Genomic DNA, 19,337 nt, shown 5'->3' on the forward strand with positions numbered 1-19,337 from the left:
CGCCGTCACCCTCCCCCCCACACCACCACCATACCGTAGCAGACCATTCCCATGCGCCGGCGACAGCCGTGGTGCCGACCGTCCAACGCGACGGCGAGGCCGTTCCCCCGCCAAGGCGGGGGTCCAGGCCCACTTATCCGGAACGCCATTGTCTTGCCTGGCGCTGGATCCCCGCCTGCGCGGAGAAACCACGCGGGCGAGCCGCCGCATCCCGTCTCGACTTACCGCCCCGCGCCCGGCACAACACGCGGCATGACCCAACGTACCGGTGGCCGCATCCTCGTCGACAACCTGCTGGCGCAGGGGTGCGACCGCATCTTCACCGTGCCGGGGGAGAGTTTCCTCGCCGTGCTCGACGCGCTGCACGACACGCCGGCGATCGACCTGGTGGTGTGCCGGCAGGAGGGCGGGGTCGGGTTCATGGCCTGCGCCGACGGGGCGATGACCGGGCGGCCCGGCGTCGCCTTTGTCACGCGCGGTCCCGGCGCGACGAATGCGTCGATCGGCGTCCATGTGTCGCGGCAGGATTCGCAACCGATGATCCTGTTCATCGGCGATGTCGACCGGGGCACCCGCGACCGCGAGGCGTTTCAGGAGGTCGATTTCGCCGCGATGTTCACCCCACTCGCCAAATGGGCAGCGCGAATCGACGATGCCGCGCGGATCCCCGAATATGTCGCGCGCGCCCATGCCGTGGCCATGAACGGACGGCCCGGACCGGTGGTGCTGGCGCTGCCCGAGGACATGCTGCTCGATCGGGTCGATGCGATCGACCGGCCTCGCGTCGAGCGGCTGGCGCAAGGCTGCGACCCGCGCGCGATGGAGCGGCTGGCCGACATGGTCGCCACCGCCGACAACCCGCTGGCCATCGTCGGCGGCGCAGGGTGGGACGCCGCCGCGTCTCAGGCGTTCGCCGACTGGGCGACGCGGATCGGCCTGCCCGTCGCCGCCGCCTTCCGCCGGCAGGATGCGATTCCCAACGCCTGCCCGGTCTATGCCGGCAATCTGGGCTATGGTCCCAACCCGGCACTGGTCGCGCGCGTGAAGGCCGCCGACCTGCTGCTGGTCGCCGGGCCGCGGCTGGGGGAGGCGACGACCGATGGCTACACGCTCGTCACACCCGAGCATCCCGGCCAGCGGCTGGTCCACGTTCATCCCGATCCGGGCGAGCTTGGCCAGACCTATCGCACCGATCTTGCGATCTGCGCCGACATGGCGAGCTTTGCCGAAGGGTGCCTGATGATCGACCGGGCGGTGCTGGCCAGCGGCATGGCCGCGCACGAGGACTGGGTGGCCTGGTCAACGCCAGCGCCGCGCGCCGTGACGATGGATCTTGGCCCCTGCGTCACGGCGATGCGCGACGCGTTGCCGGCCGATGCGATCATCTGCAACGGGGCGGGTAATTACAGCGGATGGTGGCATCGCTACTGGGCCTATGCCGGACCGGGATGCCAGCTGGCCCCGACCGCCGGCGCGATGGGCTATGGCGTCCCCGCCGCCACCGCCGCCGCATTGCGCCACCCCGGCCGCATGGTCGTCGCGCTGGCGGGCGATGGCTGTTTCCTGATGAACGGGCAGGAGCTGGCGACCGCCGTCGCCCACGGGGCCGACATGCTGGTCGTCGTGGTGGACAACGGCGCGTACGGCACGATCCGCATGCATCAGGAGCGCGAGTTTCCCGGCCGCGTCACCGGGACCGCGCTTGCCAACCCCGATTTCGCCGCGCTCGCCCGCGCCTATGGCTGCTGGGCGGAGGCGGTCGATACCACCGCCGGGTTCGCGCCCGCGCTGGACCGCGCGCTTCGGGAAACCGGCGTGCGGCTGCTGCACCTGAAGACCGATGTCGATGCGATCACCGCCGCCACGACGCTGACCGCGATTCAGGCTGCGCACGCCGGAAAGCCCGGACGTTGAGCCACTGGTCGATGATCCTGACACGGATCATGCGGAAGATCTGGTTTCGCGCCGCGATCATCAGCCTGCTCAGCGTCGCGCTGGCGATCCTGGTGGCGGTCGGCACGCCGTATCTGCCCTACGAGCTACGCGGCGACCTGGGCCAGAACGCGGTCGGCACCATCCTGCAGATCATGGCGTCGAGCATGCTGGCGGTCACGACCTTCTCGCTGACCGCGATGGTCAGCGCCTATTCGTCCGCGACCCAGCTGGCCACGCCGCGCGCCACGCAGTTGATGATCAGCGACCCGACGTCGCAGAACGCGCTGTCGACCTTCCTTGGCGCGTTCGTGTTCTCGATCGTCGGCATCATCGGCCTGCAGACCAGCGCCTATGGCCATGACGGGCGGATCATCCTGTTCGGGGCGACCGTCGTCGTCGTGATCTGGGTGGTCGTCACGCTGCTGCGCTGGATCGCGCACATCACCGCGTTCGGCCGGATGTCCGACGTGATCGACCGGGTGGAAAGCGCAGCCTGCGACGCGATGGCCGGTTTTGCCGCCGACCCCGACCTTGGCGGCAAGCCCGCCGTGCCGATTCCCGACGCCGCCCGCCCCGTGCACGGCGATACGACGGGTTATGTCACCCATGTCGATATCGAGGCGCTCGGCCGGCTGGCAACGCGGGCCGACTGCGTCATCCACGTCACCACCCTGCCCGGCACCATGGTTCATCCGCGGCGCGAACTGGTGCGGGTGGAGGGTGCGATCGACGACGAGCTGGGCGACACGATCCGCGGGGCGTTCACCGTCGAACGTCACCGGACGTTCGATCAGGATCCGCGGCTTGGCCTGATCGCCTTGTCGGAAATCGCCAGCCGCGCGCTGTCGCCCGCCGTCAACGACCCCGGCACCGCGATCGAGGTGCTGAACGCCCTGCTGCGCGTCCTGCTGAAGCTGCCGCCGCAGGAACCCGGCAAGCCGGGCAGCGCGGACCGCCCGCGCGTACACCTCATCCGGCCGACCTTCGACGATATGCTGACCGACGCGTTTCGTCCGATCCAGCGCGACGGCGGATCGAATGTAGAGGTAATGATCCGGATGACCGGCACGCTGGCCGCCCTGCATGCCGGGCTGCCACGCAGGCAAAGCCTGATTCGCCAGTCCGCTGAAGCCTGCGCCACACGGGCCAGGCGGCTGATCGACGATCCCGACGATCTGGCCGCGTTCGAGGCGGCGCATCGCGAATACTGGCCGGCGGGCTGATCCGCCTCTGCCGCTTCCTGCGCCACACGGAAAAGGCCGCCCCGGTTGCCCGGAGCGGCCTTTTTTATTCTGCCTGGGAGCAGATGATTAGATGTCGTCGCCGAGTGCGCCCTTGACCTTGCCGGCGGTCTGCTGGGCCTTGCCCTTGGCTTCCTGCTCGGCACCTTCGGCCTGGGTTTCGGGATTGTCCGACTTCTGCTTCAGGTTACCGATGGCTTCGTTGACGTTGCCTTTGATCTTGTCGACCAGTTCGCCCATGATGACCTCCATCGCGTATGCGGTACGACTGCCGTCCCGCTCGAATTCGCAGAGGTAAAACGGGCGACCCGTCGTCCGGTTCCGTGACAAATCCGTCAGATAAGCCCGGCCAGCGGACTTGACGGGTCGGCGTAACGACGCAGCCCCATGCGTCCGGCGCGATAGGCCAGCCGCCCGGATTCGACCGCCGCCTTCATCGCCGCCGCCATCATCACCGGATCCTTCGCCTCGGCGATCGCGGTGTTCATCAGCACGCCCTCGCAGCCAAGCTCCATCGCCACGGCAGCGTCCGACGCGGTGCCGACCCCGGCATCGACCAGCACCGGGATACCAACGCCCGCGCCCTCGACAATCAGGCGGATGGTGATGCGATTCTGAATGCCAAGCCCCGACCCGATCGGCGCGCCCAGCGGCATGATCGCCACCGCGCCCGCATTCTCCAGCCGCTTGGCCGCGATCGGATCATCGACGCAGTACACCATCGGCAGGAAGCCTTCCTTCGCCAGCACCTCGGTCGCGCGCAGCGTCTCGTGCATGTCCGGGTACAGCGTCTTCGCCTCGCCCAGCACCTCCAGCTTCACCAGATCCCAGCCGCCCGCCTCGCGCGCCAGCCGCAGCGTGCGGATCGCCGATTCGGCATCGAAACACCCGGCCGTGTTCGGCAGGTACGTCACCTTCTTCGGGTCAATGAAATCGGTCAGCATCGGCGCGTTGCGATCCGACACGTTCACCCGGCGCACCGCCACGGTCACGATCTCCGCGCCGCTCGCCTCCAGCGCGGCGGCGTTCTGCGCGAAGTCCTTGTACTTGCCGGTGCCGACGATCAGCCGCGAGCGGAAGGTGCGCCCGGCCACCGTCCAGCTGTCGTCCTGATGATCGCCACCGCCGACGAAATGGACGATCTCCAGCGCGTCGCCATCCTCGACCATGACCTGCGCCAGCGTGGAGCGCGGCACGACTTCAAGATTGCGTTCGACCGCGATCTTTTCCGGCGCGAGTCCCAGTTCGCTCGCCAGCGCCGCCAGCGACAGGCCTGCACCGACGCGCTTGTGCTCGCCATTGACGGTGATCGAAACGGTGCCATCGGTATGGGCCATGGGATTTCCAGTTCGTGCGAGCGGCATGTAAGGGGTCGCCCGGCATATAGGGGGCCGGTCACCGGCCCCGCAACCGGGAGCCTTTCCATGTCGTCCACCATCTACGTCCTGAACGGCCCGAACCTGAACCTGCTGGGCCTGCGCGAACCCGAGATCTACGGCACCGACACGCTGGACGACATCGCCGGCATGCTGGAGGATCGAGCCGCCGAACTGGGCCTGACCATCGACATGCGCCAGTCCAACCACGAGGGGCATCTGGTCGACTGGCTGCACGAGGCGCAAGCGACGGGGGCAAAGGCGGTGCTGCTGAACGCGGGCGGCTTCACCCACACCTCGGTCGCGGTCCACGACGCGATCAAATCGGTCACGACTCCGGTGATCGAGGTTCACCTGTCCAACCCCCACCGGCGCGAGGCGTTTCGCCACGTCAGCCTGGTCGGACAGGCCGCACGCGGAACGATCGCGGGTTTCGGCGCGCTTTCCTACACGCTGGCGCTTGAAGCGGCGGCGCGGTTCTGACAGGACGCGTCGCTATGACTGACACAATTGAACAGGGCGCGATGCAGGTCGACGTCGAACTCGTGCGCCAGCTCGCCCAGATGCTGGACGCAACCCAGCTGACCGAAATCGAAGTGGAGGACGGCAGCCGCCGGATCCGCGTGGCGCGCAAGGCCGCGCCGGTGGCAGCGCAGCCGATGCAATATGCGCCGCCACCGCCGCCGGTCGCGGCTCCGCTGGCCATCCCGCAGGCGTCGGAGGCCGGGACGCCAGCACCTGCCCCGTCGGCGAACGCGGTCAAGTCGCCGATGGTCGGCACCGTCTACCTGTCGGCCGAACCCGGGTCCAAGCCGTTTGCCAGCGTCGGGCAGAAGGTCGCCGCCGGTGACACGCTGCTGATCGTCGAGGCGATGAAGGTGATGAACCAGATTCTTGCGCCCAACGCCGGCACCGTCACCGCCGTGCTGGTCGAGAACGGCCAGCCGGTCGAGTTCGACCAGCCGCTGATCGTGGTCGAGTAATACCCTTGCGCCCCATCAAGAAACTGCTGATCGCCAATCGCGGCGAGATCGCGCTGCGCATCCACCGCGCCTGCCACGAAATGGGCATCCAGACGGTGGCGGTCCATTCGACCGCCGACGCCGACGCCATGCATGTGCGGCTGGCGGACCAAGCGATCTGCATCGGCCCGCCGTCAGCCACCGACAGCTATCTGAATATCCCGAACATCATTTCCGCCGCCGAAATCTCGGGCGCGGACGCGATCCATCCGGGCTACGGCTTCTTGAGCGAAAACGCGCGCTTCGCCGAGATCGTCGAGATGCACGATCTGCTGTTCGTTGGTCCCAAGCCCGAACATATCCGCACGATGGGTGACAAGGTCGAGGCCAAGCGCACGGCCGGCAAGCTCGGCCTGCCGCTGGTACCCGGGTCCGACGGCGCCATCAGCGACGTGGACGAGGCCAGGCGGCTGGCCGCCGGGATCGGCTATCCGGTCATCATCAAGGCGGCCAGCGGCGGCGGCGGTCGCGGCATGAAGGTATGCGAGAACGAGGACACCCTCGAAACGCTGATGCAGCAGGCGGGCCGCGAGGCGAAGGCCGCGTTCGGTGACGCCACCGTCTACATGGAAAAATATCTGGGCAATCCCCGGCATATCGAGTTCCAGATCTTCGGCGACGGCAACGGCAACGCGATCCATCTGGGCGAGCGCGACTGCTCGCTCCAGCGCCGCCACCAGAAGGTGCTGGAGGAGGCTCCCTCGCCGATCATCACGGCTGAGGAACGCGCGCGGATGGGCGGGATCGTCGCGAAGGCGATGGCCGACATGGGGTATCGCGGTGCGGGCACGATCGAGTTCCTGTGGGAAGCCGGCGAATTCTATTTCATCGAAATGAACACCCGGTTGCAGGTCGAGCATCCGGTGACCGAGATGATTACCGGCATCGACCTGGTGCGCGAACAGATCCGCGTCGCCGAGGGGCATCCGCTGTCGGTGACGCAGGACCAGGTGCAGTTCCACGGCCACGCGATCGAATGTCGCATCAATGCCGAGGATCCCCGCACCTTCGCCCCCTCGCCCGGGCTGGTGAAGCAGTTCCATGCGCCCGGCGGCATGCACGTCCGCGTCGATAGCGGGCTGTACGCCGGCTACAAGGTGCCGCCCTATTACGACAGCATGATCGCCAAGCTGATCGTCTATGGCACCACCCGTGAACGCTGCATCGCCAGGCTTCGCCGCGCGCTGGAGGAGTTCGTGATCGACGGCATGAAGACCACCATCCCGCTGCACCGCAACCTGATCGAGGATCCGGAGTTCCAGAGCGGGGACTATACGATCAAGTGGCTGGAGGACTGGCTGGCCCGGGAGACGCAGTAGCATCGCTACTGCGCACCGGGGCACACCCGGCCAGCGCGAACGAAGCCGCGCCACAAGGCGCGGCTTCGCCGCGTCTGACGGCGCGAAGCGGGCGGGATGAACGCGCCCCCGCGTTACTGTTCCCCGGCGAAGGCCGGGGTCCAGTCGCAACGTCTTCTGCGGAGAGGACCAGACCTCAGCCACGATTGCCTTCCCGATTGGGCCACGGCCTTCGCCGGGGAACAAGAAGTCCCCCCTTCCAATGTTGGAAATCCCCCGGCACAGTCATACCCATGCCGCGCGCGCCCACCACTCCTGGCACCATCGAACACGACGCTCCCATCCGCCCCGAAATTGACAAAACGGCACCGTCTCTGATGCAGGTCGTCAACTTCGGCCCGGTTTTGACGCCAGCACCGCACCTGCCCGACAATCGGGCACGCTGTCCGATTCCCGGGCAGGTCATGCCATCGACGGCCGCAAAAACGGCGGTTGCCCGTCACGCTGGCTGGTGGCACGATCGGTGCAAGGTACCCGCGCGGGCGAGGGTTCCAGTCCGAAAACCGGGGGCGTTACACCTGTGAAAAAGATCGAAGCGATCATCAAGCCGTTCAAGCTGGATGAAGTGAAGGAAGCACTGCACGAAGTCGGCGTGTCCGGCATCACCGTGACCGAGGCCAAGGGCTTTGGCCGGCAGAAGGGGCATACCGAACTGTACCGCGGTGCCGAATATGTCGTGGATTTCCTGCCCAAGGTGAAGCTGGAAGTCGTCGTCGAGGATTCGCTGGCCGACCGCGTGGTCGAGGCGATCGCCGCCGCCGCGCAGACCGGCCGGATCGGCGACGGCAAGATCTTCGTCATTCCGGTCGAAACCGCGCTGCGCATCCGCACCGGCGAACGCGACGACGACGCCATCTGATCCGATCGCGTAAGCACGGTCATGTCCGTGCTTACGCGAACGGCATTTGACGCGACGCAATATTATGTGGAAGTGACCGCCGCAGCCGCAACGCGAGCGGGCCTCATCCCGAACAAAACTTTTCGATAAGCAAAGGGCACAGCATCATGGCGAACACTGCATCCGACGTTCTGGCGATGATCAAGGACCAGGAGATCGAGTGGGTCGACCTGCGTTTCACCGATCCCAAGGGCAAGTGGCAGCATCTGACGATGGTCGCCGGCCTGATCGGCGAGGACGAACTGACCGACGGCCTGATGTTCGACGGGTCGTCGATCGAGGGCTGGAAGGCGATCAACGAATCCGACATGACGCTGAAGCCGGATCTGGACGCAGTCTATGTCGATCCGTTCTCGGCCACGCCGATGCTGATCCTGATCTGCGACATCACCGATCCGTCGACCGGCGAACTGTATTCGCGCGACCCGCGCTCGACCGCCAAGCGCGCCGAGGCGTATCTGCTGACCACCGGCGTCGGCGACACCGTGTATGTCGGCCCGGAAGCCGAGTTCTTCATGTTCGACGACGTGCGGTTCGAGAACAGCTATTCGACCAGCTATTACAAGATCGACGACGTCGAACTGCCGGGCAATTCGGGCCGCGAATATGAGGGCGGCAACATGGGCCACCGCCCGCGCGCCAAGGGCGGCTATTTCCCGGTCGCGCCGGTCGACAGCGCGGTCGACATCCGCGGCGAGATGGTCTCGACCATGATCGAGATGGGCCTCCCCTGCGACAAGCATCATCACGAAGTCGCGGCCGCGCAGCATGAGCTGGGCCTGACCTTCGGCACGCTGACGCAGACCGCCGACCGGATGCAGATCTACAAGTATGTCGTCCATCAGGTGGCGCACGCCTACGGCAAGACCGCGACGTTCATGCCGAAGCCGATCAAGGAAGACAACGGTTCGGGGATGCACACCCACTTCTCGATCTGGGAAGGCAAGACGCCGCTGTTCGCCGGCAATGGCTATGCCGGCCTGTCCGACATGTGCCTGTATTTCATCGGCGGCATCATCAAGCATGCCAAGGCGGTCAACGCCTTCACCAACCCCTCGACCAACAGCTACAAGCGGCTGGTCCCGGGTTACGAGGCCCCCGTGCTGCTCGCCTATTCGGCGCGCAACCGGTCGGCGTCGTGCCGTATCCCCTATGGCACCGGCCCCAAGGCCAAGCGCGTCGAAGTGCGTTTCCCCGACGCGCTCGCCAACCCCTATCTCGCCTATGCGGCGCTGATGATGGCAGGCATGGACGGCATCCTGAACAAGATCCATCCGGGTGAAGCGATGGACAAGAACCTGTACGACCTGCCGCCGGCAGAACTCGCCCAGGTTCCGACGGTCGCCGGTTCGCTGCGTGAGGCGCTCGACTGCCTGGCTGCCGATCACGACTTCCTGCTGAAGGGCGACGTGTTCTCGAAGGACCAGATCGAATCGTTCATCGAAATCAAGATGGCCGAAGTCGCGCGTTGGGAAATGACCCCCAGCCCGGTCGAATACGACATGTACTACAGCGGCTAAGGCGAACGGCGGGCGCTCAGCGCCCGCCCAGGCCCGGACGGCGGGGCCAAAAGCCCCGACCGACGGCATGGCTTTACCATGCCGCGACCACACCGATGGAATGGGACGCGCCGTCAGTCGGTTGCGTCCCTTCTTGGTTCAACAAAGGCTGGCAATCGGTCAGCGAAAGCGGCGACGTCGCCTGCGTTGGCGGACCCGGTTACGATGCAACGGTCAGTCCTTGCATAATGCTCGGCTTTTATGCCGGCATTGCGCGCTGCCGAGTTCGGCTCCATTTTGCCGCAACGTCGGATATCGCTACACCGACTATAACGGCACTGCGGATACACCGAACATCGTGAAGAGCAGCATCGGCCTCGACCGACGTCAGGTGTTGGCCGGTCCGGGCGTTCGCGTCTGACGACGCGGCGCCGGTTACACGACCAGCACCGTGCTGCCGCGTGTTTCGCCCGCCTCCAGCGCGCGGTGCGCGGCGGCGGCGTCCTCCAAGGCGAAGGCCCGGCCGATGTCGGGCCTGATCGCCCCGCTATCCAGCATCGCGAAGACGCGGGCGATGCCGGCGGCGCGTTCGTCGGCGGTGGCGTAGTAATCGAACAGGGTCGGCCGGGTCACGAACAGCGATCCCTTCGCCGCGAGGATGCCGAGATTGACGCCGTCGACCACACCGCCGGCATTGCCATAGCTGACGATCAGCCCGCGCCGCGCCGCACTTGCCAGCGACACCGGCCAGGTCGCGCCGCCGATGCCGTCAAATACCACCGGCACCCCCTGCCCGTCGGTCAGGTCACGAACGCGGGCGGCAACATCCTCGGTCTTGTAGAACAGGATATGGGCGGCCCCGGCGGCGCTGGCGTGGGTGGCCTTTTCCCCGGTGCTGACCGTCGCGATGACCGTCGCACCGATCGCGGTCAGCCAGCCCGTGAGCAATTGCCCGACGCCGCCGGCCGCCGCGTGGACCAGAACCGTCTGCCCCGCCGTCACCTTCGCGCACCGTTCGACCAGAAACTCGGTCGTACAGCCTTTCAGCAGCAACGCGGCCGCCGTCCGGTCATCGACGCTGTCCGGCAGCGGGAAGACTTGCGCGGCGGGCAGGTTGCGCGCCGTGGCATAGGCACCCCGCGCCGGCCCGAATGTGCCGACCCGGTCGCCGACCGCGACGCCATCGACGCCCTTGCCCAGCGCGACGATGATGCCCGCCGCCTCGCTGCCAAGACCGCCGGGCAGATCGATCGGATAGACGCCGCTGCGATGATAGGTGTCGATATAGTTCAGGCCGACGACGGTGTTGCGAATCGTCACTTCGCCGGGGCCGGGCGGCGGCAGGTCGATGTCGACCCACTGGATGACCTCCGGCCCACCGGTCCGTTCGATGCGTGCCACGCGTGCCGTCGTCATGCCGTATCGTCCTTCTTCACCGTCCACCCGAATATGCAGGATGTACGGTGAAGGCGCGCAAGGACAACCCCGGTTCAGTTCTCCAGTTGCCAGCGCACGTTGCGCAGCGTGAAGCTGGACGCGACCGGTTGGCCATCGGCGTCGCGGGCCGGCGTGAACCGCCCGTTGCGCGTCGCCAGCCGGCAGGTCGCGCCGTCAAGGTCCGCGTTGCCGCTGCTTGATACGACGCGGCAATCGGTGACGCGGCCGTTGACGCCGATGCCGACGGTCACGCTGACCCGCCCTTCCGCGCCTTCGCGACGGGCGGCGGCGGGGTAGCTGTCCTGCGGAAACCAGTCGCCCTGATTGCCACGCGGGCTGACGCCGGCGGACAGGGACATCGGCGCGGGTGTCGGGGTGACGGTGACCGGCGGCACGGGCGGTGTGACGGGACCAATGTCGACAGGATATGCCGTGAGCGGCGGCGTGTCCGTCACGACAGCGACCACCGGATTGACCGGCGCCACATCGACGATCCGGTCGGGGGCGCTGAGCGGGCGGGCCGGTGCGGGCGCCGCCACGATCTTCTCCTCGACCGGCGGCGGGACGATCGGAACGGGCACGTTGTAGGTGTCGATCGGATCGACGAACGTCGTGTAGGCGGTGTAGGCCAGCCCGGATATCAGCGCATAGCCGATCCCGGCATGGATCAGCGCCACCGATCCGATCGCAACGAGGCGATCGCGACCCGGTTTCTTGTCGGCATAGGACATGATGGTTCCTCCTGACGCATCGGCCGATTCCCAGGACGAGTCGCCCTGCAACGCCGATGAACCGAATGTGACGTTATTACGTCGCATCCGTCAATCGGGATTTCAGGGTTTCGGGTTGCAACCGATATGCCGGCGCATCATGGTCGCCGCCGACATGAAAACGGCAGGAGCGGCGACATGCAGAGCTATACCAGGCATTATATCGGCGGGCAGTGGGTCGAAAGCGATGGCGGCGCGCACCATCTGGTCATCGACCCGTCGACCGAGCAGCCCTGCACCGAAATCACGCTGGGTACCGCCAGCGACGTCGACAAAGCCGTCGCCGCCGCGCGTGCTGCGTTCGAAAGCTGGTCGCAGACGAGCGTCGAGGAACGTCAGGCCGTACTGGCCCGGATCATGACCGCCTACAAGGCGCGGATGCCGGATCTGGCCAAGGCCATCAGCGTCGAGATGGGCGCACCGATGGGCCTTGCCAGCATGGCGCAGGTGCCGAGCGGCCTTGGCCATTTCGCGATGACCGCCAAGGCGCTGGCCGAGTTCCGGTTCGAGGAAACGATCGGCAAGGCGCGGGTGCGCCACGAACCGCTTGGCGTCGTGGCGATGATTACCCCGTGGAACTGGCCGCTGAACCAGATTTGCGCGAAGGTCGCGCCGGCCCTGGCGGCGGGCGACACGATGATCCTGAAGCCGTCGGAGGAAGCGCCGGGCTGCGCGGCGATCCTGGCCGAGATCATGGACGCCGCCAGTGTTCCCGCGGGCGTGTTCAATCTGGTCAATGGCGACGGGGCCGGTGTCGGCGCGGCACTGTGCGCACACCGCGACGTCGACATGGTCAGCTTCACCGGATCGACCCGCGCCGGGATCGCGGTCGCGCAGGCCGCTGCGCCAACGGTCAAGCGGGTCCATCAGGAACTGGGCGGCAAGGCGGCGAATCTGGTGCTGGAGGGGTCGGATCTGGCCGCCGTCCTGCCGCCCACCGTCGCGGGCGTGCTGGCCAATTCGGGCCAGAGCTGCATCGCGCCGACCCGGCTGCTCGTGCACCGGAATCAGGTCGGTGAGGCGACCGCGATCGTCAAGGCGATGATGGAGCAGACCCAGGTCGGCGATCCGGCGGAGATGGGCGCGCATATCGGGCCGGTGGTCAACAAGGCGCAGTATGAGAAGATCCAGGGGTTGATCCAGTCGGCGATCGACGAGGGCGCGACCCTGGTCACCGGCGGCACCGGACGGCCCGATGGTCGAGGCGCCGGGTTCTTCGTCCGCCCGACCCTGTTCGCGGATGTGACGCCCGACATGCGGATCGCGCAGGAGGAGACGTTCGGGCCGGTGGCGACGATCACCGCCTATGACGATCAGGCGGACGGCATTCGCATCGCCAACGACACGCCCTATGGCCTGTCGGCCACGATATCGGGCGATCCGGCGGCGGCGGCGGCGGTCGCGCCGAAACTGCGCGCCGGGCTGGTGACGATCAATTCGTGGAGTCCCGACCTTGGCGCACCGTTCGGCGGGTACAAACAGTCGGGCAATGGTCGCGAGAACGGGCGGTATGGCCTGACCGATTTCATGGAGGTGAAGACGGTGCTCGGCCTGCCGGAGTGATACACCGGGTGCCGGCGCGCTGCTAAATCCGCTCGTCATCCCGGACGTGATCCGGGGTGACGTGGTGGGTGAGGGCATGGGATTGACGTATGCGAGGCACGCGGCGTGCCGGATCAGTAATCCTTCGACACGCGGACGTTGACGCTCTGCCGGCCCAGCGTGGAAATGCTCGACAACAGCGACAGCCAGCGGGTGACCTGGAACTCGACCTGGGTGGCGGAATAGCCCTGACCATCGGTGACGATCTCGGCATACAGCCGGCGGGTTACGTATTTGCCTGCCGCGATCGACGTGCCCTGCCCGGTCTGAACGTCGGCGGGCAGGATGCGCAGCCGGTCGAGACCGGCCGCGCGGCGCACCGCGTTGATCGGATTCAGCCCGTTGCCGCCATTCTGCAATGCCGCCACCGCCGCCGCCAGTTGCAGTGCCTCCGGGGCTGACAGATTGGTGATCGAGGTGCCGAACAGCAGGCGCGACAGCAGCTCGTCCTCCGGCAGCGCGGGCGTGCTGGAAAACGCGATCTCGGGCTTCAGCGCGGTGCCGGTGACGCGGATCGTCGCGCGCAGGCCGGTCGAATCGGCGTTGGCGGCGATATCCAGCGCAGGATTGGCCGGGGTTTCACCGGAGAAGCGGATGATCCCGCGCTCAAGCTCGAACTCGCGACCGGCAAACTCGTAATCGCCGCGGATCATCGTGGCGCGGCCGGTAATCGCGGGGTTCTGCGGTTCGCCGCCGATGTCGAGGTCGGCCGACCATTCGCTGGTCAGCCCAAGGCCCGAGACAAGCAACTGGTTGGCGGCGCGCGCCTTGACCGCCAGTGTCCACGGTCTGGCGATGCGCGCCTCATCCTCATCGCCACCGGGCACGTTGATTTCGCGGATATTGAGTTTCGGCACGGCCCCGGCGGCGGCGGCCTGACCAAGCCGGTAGCGGCTCTTGTCGAGCACGACATCGCCGGCGATCACGCCGCCCGAGCCATCGGAGGTGAACGACAACGGGCCAGTGACCGTGGCGGCGATGTCGTCGCGCGCGATCATGACCGCCTTGTCCGCCTGTAGCCGGAGGTCGATGCCGAGGCCGTTGGCGGCGGCAAAATCGAACTGGCCGGTGCCGGTGACACGGCCGCCCTTGCCGGCATCCGCGCCGAACCGGTCGATCACCAGCCGCGATCCACCGAAGCGCCCGACCGCCTGCACGTTGGTCAGCACGGTTCCCGTCACGGCGCTTTCGATCCGCGCGCCGCTGGCCTGGACACGACCGCGAATGGTCGGGCTGGCAACGCGGCCTCCGGCATCGGCGGCGATCGACACCGGGCCGGACAGGTCGAACAGCTCGACACCGGTCAGCCGCCACAGCGTATCGGCGGGGCCGACATAGCGAAGCTGCGCGGTCAGCGGTGCCTGACGGATCCGGGTCACGAGGTCGCCGCCGGCCAGCGGACGCAGCAGGGCCTGCCCGCGCCCGATCACCTTGCCGCCCGACGCCATGACCGCCCGCACTCCAAGCTTGTCGGCAGACAGCGCCGCTGCCAGACCGACGTCGATCGGCCGCGACGACAGGGTCAGGCCGGAGCGGCTCAACCCGCGAATGGTCAGGTCGGCATGACCGGTCGGGGGGCCACCCGCCGTGGTCGCATAGTCGAACTTGCCCGACGCCGTGCCGCCGAGGCCAAGGCCGGGATAGCCGATGTCGAGGATCGCCAGCGGCATCCGCGTCAGTCCGGCGTCGATCGCCATGCCCGTGGGCGACAGGCGTCCGCCAAGCCGCGCCTCGCCACCGGCAAAGGTCAGCCGGGTGGGCGCGACCCGCCAGCCATCGCCGTCGCGGGTCACGACGGCCGGCTCCAGCAGGGTGAGCGGGCGGCGGTCCAGCGTGCCGCGCGCGGTGATGCTGTAGCGATCGGGCGTGACGGCCGTGACGGTCTGGATATCGAACGCGCGGCCACGCGACCCGGCGATGGCGGCACGGATTTCACCGAACCCATCGCGCAAGGTGGCCGACGCGGTCATCCGCGCCAGACTGAGCGCGCCGAGACGCACGCCGACCGCCTGCGCGCTGCCCTCCACCGTCGTGCCGGCGGGGTCGAGCATCGTCGTGAAGTCCAGCCGACCGCGGCGGACCGTCACGCCGCCGGCCAGTCGCGCCGACGCGGCGACCAGATGCGTTTCGATCCGCTGAATGGTGCCGACCGGGCGGAACAGCAATTCGCCGGCAAGACCGCCGCCGGCAACGCCAAGCCGCCCGTCAAATCCACCATCGACGATGGCCAGCGTTCCGCTGGCGCGGGTGCCCGCCACGTCGAGCGCGGAGACGACGATGCTCGACTGCGCGCCGCGTGGCAGCAGGATCGCGCCCGTTCCGGTAAAATTGCCAAGACGCGATCCACCGGCGGCGGTGAAGGCATAGCCCGCCGGCGTCGAATCGAGATGCGCGCGGACGTTCGCCAGGCCGAGCGTGGCGTTGGGGGCGGTGAAGACCAGATCGAGCGTCGGTCGCTCGATCCGGCCATCCAGCTTCAGCGTCAGGGGACCATATTGCGCCTGTCGCCCGGCGCCCTCGAAATGGAAGCTGCCGTCGCGGCGGCGATAGCCATTGCCGGCGATGCGGATCGACGGCGCGGTCAGCACCATATTCCGGAAAAGCAGCGTGCCATCCGGCAGGCGTTCCAGATTGGTGACGATGCGCGGCAGGCCGCCGGCCAGACTGCGGAAGAAGCCGTTGTCCAGCCGCAGCATCTGGGCACTGCCCTGACCGATCACCCGCGTCCCCCTGCCGTTCGCCCCCGGCACGACGCGCAACGTGGAGCGGACATCGACCACGCCAAGGCCGGGGATGAGGTAGCGGCCCAGCGCGCCGTTGACGCCGACCTGATACCGACCGGTTTTCAGGTCGAGGACGAGGGTGATCCTGCCGGACAGCTTGTCCGACCGCAGGCGCAGGTCGTCGCCCGTAATGGTCGTGGCGCTCACCCGCAATTTGCCGTCAAGCGACAGGTTGCGCAGGATGCCGCCAGCGACATCGCCGACGCCGGTCACGCGGGCGGCGGTAAAGCGGATCGGCACGATGACCGGCCAGCGCGACAGACGCCCCCTGCCCGCCGCGCGCGCCTGTTCGAACCCGGTGTTGTCGAAAGCGAAACGGTCGGCGGCGAGGCGATAGTCGAACGCGGCGGTCGCGAACGGACCGTCGAGGATCGCGCGCAGCGTCACCCTGCGTCCGGTCATGTTGCGGAACAGCGCCTGTGGGCGCAGCAGCGCGGCGGTGATGCGGACGTTGCGAAAGGCGTTGCGGCCGAGGTCGACGACACCGGTCGTGTCGAGCGACAGCGATGGCGACCGCAGGACAAGCCGCCCGTCGAGCCGGCGGTCGGCAAAGGTCGCGGTGCCGTTTATCGCCACACGCGGTGCCGACAGGGTCAGCAGCTTGCCCTTGGCGAAAGGCGCTGGCGCGATCATGCCGCGCAGCCCGTACCGGCCAGCCTCGGCGGTGAGTGCGAGGTCGATGACACGGTCGCCCCGAACGTTGCCGACCGCGCGGCCCGACCATCGCGCCCAGCGGCCATCGCCGGTCACGTCGAGCGCGATTGGACGGGCGATGCCCGACATCGCCGCGAGGATGCCGTTGGCCGCGCCCCGCGCCTGCACGTCGATGTCGAAGCGGTCACGGTCCGGCGCGGCGTCGATCCGAAGGTTCAACCGGTCGGTGCCGGCGACCACCGCCCGCACATCGACCAGCGCGCGACCGGCGCGGATATCGGCCCGTGCGACCAGTCGCCCGACCCGGCGCTGGCCCAGCACCGGCGGCGCGATCGTCAGCGTGTCGATGGCGAACCGGCCGATGTGGATATCGAAATCGGGCAGGATCGGCCCGCGCCGGCCGGTCGGAATTGTCTGCGGTTTGTTCCACAGCGTCGCGCGCGGGGCTTCAAGCCGGTCGATGACGAGGCGGTTGCGGACCCAGGCGAAGGGATGCCACGACAGGGCGACGCTTGGGGCCTGAAAAACCAGGCCTTTCGGGTCGTAGACCCGCAGGTCGACGATCCGCGTGTCACTGTACAACGAGCCGTCGATCCGCCCGACCGAGAAGCGCAGGCCGTTGGCGGTTCGGATGGTCGCGATCCGGTCAGCGACCAGGCGGTGACCGATGTCAGTGTCGACCATTGCGACGACCGCGACCACCAGCAGTACGACACCGGCGATCAGACTTGCGATCCACCGCCACCACCGGCGGGGCAGTCGTTGGGGCACCGGTGGTGTCGCGTCGGGGTCGGTCAAAATGCCTGCCCCAGCGAGACATAGACGGCGATCCGCGAATCGCCGGGCTGCGGGTTGATCGGCGTGCCGACGTCGAGGCGGATCGGCCCGAAATTCGAATAATAGCGCACGCCGATGCCGGTGCCGTAGCGAAAGCCGCTGAAGTCCGGGAGCGTGGAGGTGTAGATATTGCCGGCGTCGAAGAACGGCACGATGCCGAAATTGCCGAACGCCTTGACCCGCGCCTCGATCGAGAACTCGGCCAGGCTGCGACCGCCGATGGGATCGTTGTTGGGGTCGCGCGGGCCGATCGACTGGAAGCCGTAGCCGCGCACCGAAGCGCCGCCACCGGCGTAGAACCGCCGCGACGGCGCGACCTGATCGCGCGGTGCGCCAAGGATCGAGCCGATCCGCATCCGCCCCGCCAGGATCACCCCGTCGCGCACCGGCTGATAGGTGCTCGCGTCGATCTGCGCGCGGGTATAGCCGAACACCGATCCTTGCAGCGAGGCCTCCGGGCTGAGCCGACCGCCGAGGCGGAATCCCCGCGTCGGATTCAGCAGGTCGTCCGATCCGTCATAGGTCAGGCTGGTCGGCAGCGCGCCGATGAAGAACGTCCGCCGACGCGGATCGCCGGTCGACAGGATGACGTCGCGTTCGTCGGACGCCAGCAATTCCGCTCCGACCGACCAGGCCCACGCCTTTTGAAAGAAGATGTTGGTCTGCCGCTCCAGGCTGCCCGACAGCGAGAAGGTCCGCGCCTGATAGGCGTCGCGGTTGAGGTTGGCGGCCGACAGCTGGAACGTCAGCACCCGGTCTCGGCCGTTGAAATTGTTGCGCCGGAAGGTGACCGCGCCAAGCTGTTCGCGCGTCCCCAGCACACCGCGCAGGGTCAGCGCGCCTTCCGGCGGGAACAGGTTGCGGTGGGTCCAGCTGATTTCCGCGCGGGCGCCCTCGCCGGTGCCGTAGCCGACCTCGCCCGCCACCGTGTGCGGCGGAGCCGGATCCATCTTCACGGCGATGTCGACGGTGCCGGGTGCCTGCCCCTCGACCGGCTTAACGCTGAGCGACGACACCAGACTGGTCTGGATCAGCGCGCGGCGCAGGTCGTCCAGCGCGGTCGCATCATAGGGCGCGCCTGGAACGAAGCGGGCGATATCCTGGATATGATCGGCGTCGAACACGCCGTTGTCGGGCGGCGTGGTGATCCGGCCGAACAGCCGGGTCGCGCCTGGCCGGACCGACAGGTCCAGCGTGGCGGTGCGGGCGGCGCGGTCGATGACGATTTCCGATTCGCCGACCTTTGCGAAGGGAAAGCCCTCCTTGCCGATCTCGGTCGCCAGCTTCGCCTCGCCCGCGACGATCGTGTCGGCGTTGACCGGATCCTCCGGCTTGACGCCGAACGCCTTTGCCAGCGCGTCGGCCTTCGGTCCGGCCGCCGCCAGACCATCCAGCGTCACGCCCTTGAAGCGGTACAGCGTGCCGGGCGCCGCATCGAGCACGACGAGCGGCCGGGTGCCGGGTTCGACGCGGGTCGTGACGCGCGCGTCGTAATAGCCCTCTCCGCGCAACAGGCTGGTCAGCAGGTCCGCATCCTCGTGCGCGCGACGGTCGATCTGCGCGGCGTTGGCCGGATCGCCGTCATTGGCATCCAGCGAGGACAGCGCGGCGAACCGCTGGTTCAGCAGCGGCGTGGCGACCGTGTCGATACCGTCGATCCGCCAGGCGTAGCGGGTTTCGGCGGCGATGTCGGTGGTCTGGGCGGCATCGGCCGCCGCCGCCGGATCGGCACCGATGACGGGCCATGCGACGCCGATGTCGGGCAGGTCAGCGAGCGGCGCGTCAGGATCGAGCGCGGGCAGATCGTCGGACGGCCGGCCGGCGGCAGGCGCGGGGATGCTTTGCGCAAAGGCCGGCGCGCCGGCGAGAACAAGAAATGACGCGGCGGTCGCGGTCGCGCCCAGCCGCCCCGCGCGGAACACCAT

Annotated in this window: 14 protein-coding genes; 8 read left to right on the forward strand and 6 right to left on the reverse strand. The window is 67.8% G+C overall.

Annotated features, from left to right (window positions below; genetic code table 11):
• Window positions 1-252: 252 nt before the first annotated feature.
• Together ASE75_RS07775 and ASE75_RS07780 are read left to right on the forward strand one after the other, a co-directional pair.
• Complete coding sequence (locus ASE75_RS07775; protein WP_055931496.1) at window positions 253-1,914, forward strand: thiamine pyrophosphate-binding protein; 1,662 nt, start codon at window positions 253-255, stop codon at window positions 1,912-1,914.
• A gap of 29 nt (window positions 1,915-1,943) precedes the next feature.
• The gene (locus ASE75_RS07780; protein WP_235512552.1) at window positions 1,944-3,158 is read left to right on the forward strand and encodes a DUF2254 domain-containing protein; all 1,215 of its coding nucleotides are present in this window, start codon (window positions 1,944-1,946) and stop codon (window positions 3,156-3,158) included.
• An 87-nt stretch (window positions 3,159-3,245) separates the two neighbouring features.
• Here ASE75_RS07780 and ASE75_RS07785 read toward each other — a convergent pair whose 3' ends face one another.
• The gene (locus tag ASE75_RS07785) at window positions 3,246-3,416 is read right to left on the reverse strand and encodes a CsbD family protein (protein WP_055932167.1); all 171 of its coding nucleotides are present in this window, start codon (window positions 3,414-3,416) and stop codon (window positions 3,246-3,248) included.
• Window positions 3,417-3,511: 95 nt separating this feature from the next.
• Entirely contained in the window at window positions 3,512-4,513 is a 1,002-nt protein-coding gene (gene thiS, locus ASE75_RS07790; RefSeq protein ID WP_055931499.1) for a sulfur carrier protein ThiS, read from the reverse strand.
• 87 nt (window positions 4,514-4,600) lie between these two features.
• On the opposite strand from thiS, the gene aroQ reads away from it, so the two are divergent.
• From aroQ to glnA, 5 genes are all read left to right on the forward strand, one after another.
• On the forward strand, window positions 4,601-5,035 hold the full coding sequence (aroQ, locus tag ASE75_RS07795) for a type II 3-dehydroquinate dehydratase (RefSeq protein ID WP_055931502.1): 435 nt from the start codon (window positions 4,601-4,603) through the stop codon (window positions 5,033-5,035).
• Window positions 5,036-5,049: 14 nt separating this feature from the next.
• Window positions 5,050-5,535, forward strand: coding sequence for an acetyl-CoA carboxylase biotin carboxyl carrier protein (accB, locus tag ASE75_RS07800; protein WP_055931505.1), 486 nt, complete (start codon window positions 5,050-5,052; stop codon window positions 5,533-5,535).
• A gap of 5 nt (window positions 5,536-5,540) precedes the next feature.
• Window positions 5,541-6,893, forward strand: a complete 1,353-nt coding sequence (gene accC / locus ASE75_RS07805; protein ID WP_055931507.1) for an acetyl-CoA carboxylase biotin carboxylase subunit — start codon at window positions 5,541-5,543, stop codon at window positions 6,891-6,893.
• Window positions 6,894-7,452: 559 nt separating this feature from the next.
• Entirely contained in the window at window positions 7,453-7,791 is a 339-nt protein-coding gene (locus ASE75_RS07810) for a P-II family nitrogen regulator (RefSeq protein ID WP_055931510.1), read from the forward strand.
• 146 nt (window positions 7,792-7,937) lie between these two features.
• Entirely contained in the window at window positions 7,938-9,350 is a 1,413-nt protein-coding gene (gene glnA, locus ASE75_RS07815) for a type I glutamate--ammonia ligase (RefSeq protein WP_055931513.1), read from the forward strand.
• A 414-nt stretch (window positions 9,351-9,764) separates the two neighbouring features.
• Here glnA and ASE75_RS07820 read toward each other — a convergent pair whose 3' ends face one another.
• Both ASE75_RS07820 and ASE75_RS07825 read right to left on the reverse strand, forming a co-directional pair.
• Window positions 9,765-10,745 carry a quinone oxidoreductase family protein gene (locus ASE75_RS07820; RefSeq protein ID WP_055931516.1) on the reverse strand — a complete coding sequence of 327 codons (981 nt, stop codon included), beginning with the start codon at window positions 10,743-10,745 and terminating at the stop codon, window positions 9,765-9,767.
• Window positions 10,746-10,819: 74 nt separating this feature from the next.
• Window positions 10,820-11,497 carry an energy transducer TonB gene (locus ASE75_RS07825; protein WP_055931524.1) on the reverse strand — a complete coding sequence of 226 codons (678 nt, stop codon included), beginning with the start codon at window positions 11,495-11,497 and terminating at the stop codon, window positions 10,820-10,822.
• A gap of 177 nt (window positions 11,498-11,674) precedes the next feature.
• Here ASE75_RS07825 and ASE75_RS07830 point away from each other — a divergent pair, with 177 nt between their 5' ends.
• Entirely contained in the window at window positions 11,675-13,099 is a 1,425-nt protein-coding gene (locus ASE75_RS07830) for an aldehyde dehydrogenase family protein (protein ID WP_055932170.1), read from the forward strand.
• A 113-nt stretch (window positions 13,100-13,212) separates the two neighbouring features.
• Here the strand turns inward: ASE75_RS07830 and ASE75_RS07835 are convergent, their stop codons facing one another.
• The gene (locus tag ASE75_RS07835; protein ID WP_055932173.1) at window positions 13,213-17,259 is read right to left on the reverse strand and encodes a translocation/assembly module TamB domain-containing protein; all 4,047 of its coding nucleotides are present in this window, start codon (window positions 17,257-17,259) and stop codon (window positions 13,213-13,215) included.
• A 110-nt stretch (window positions 17,260-17,369) separates the two neighbouring features.
• The gene (locus tag ASE75_RS07840) at window positions 17,370-19,337 is read right to left on the reverse strand and encodes an autotransporter assembly complex protein TamA (protein WP_055931527.1); all 1,968 of its coding nucleotides are present in this window, start codon (window positions 19,335-19,337) and stop codon (window positions 17,370-17,372) included.

Origin of the sequence: Sphingomonas sp. Leaf17, from assembly GCF_001421505.1 — a bacterium.
Taxonomy (GTDB): Bacteria; Pseudomonadota; Alphaproteobacteria; order Sphingomonadales; family Sphingomonadaceae; genus Sphingomonas.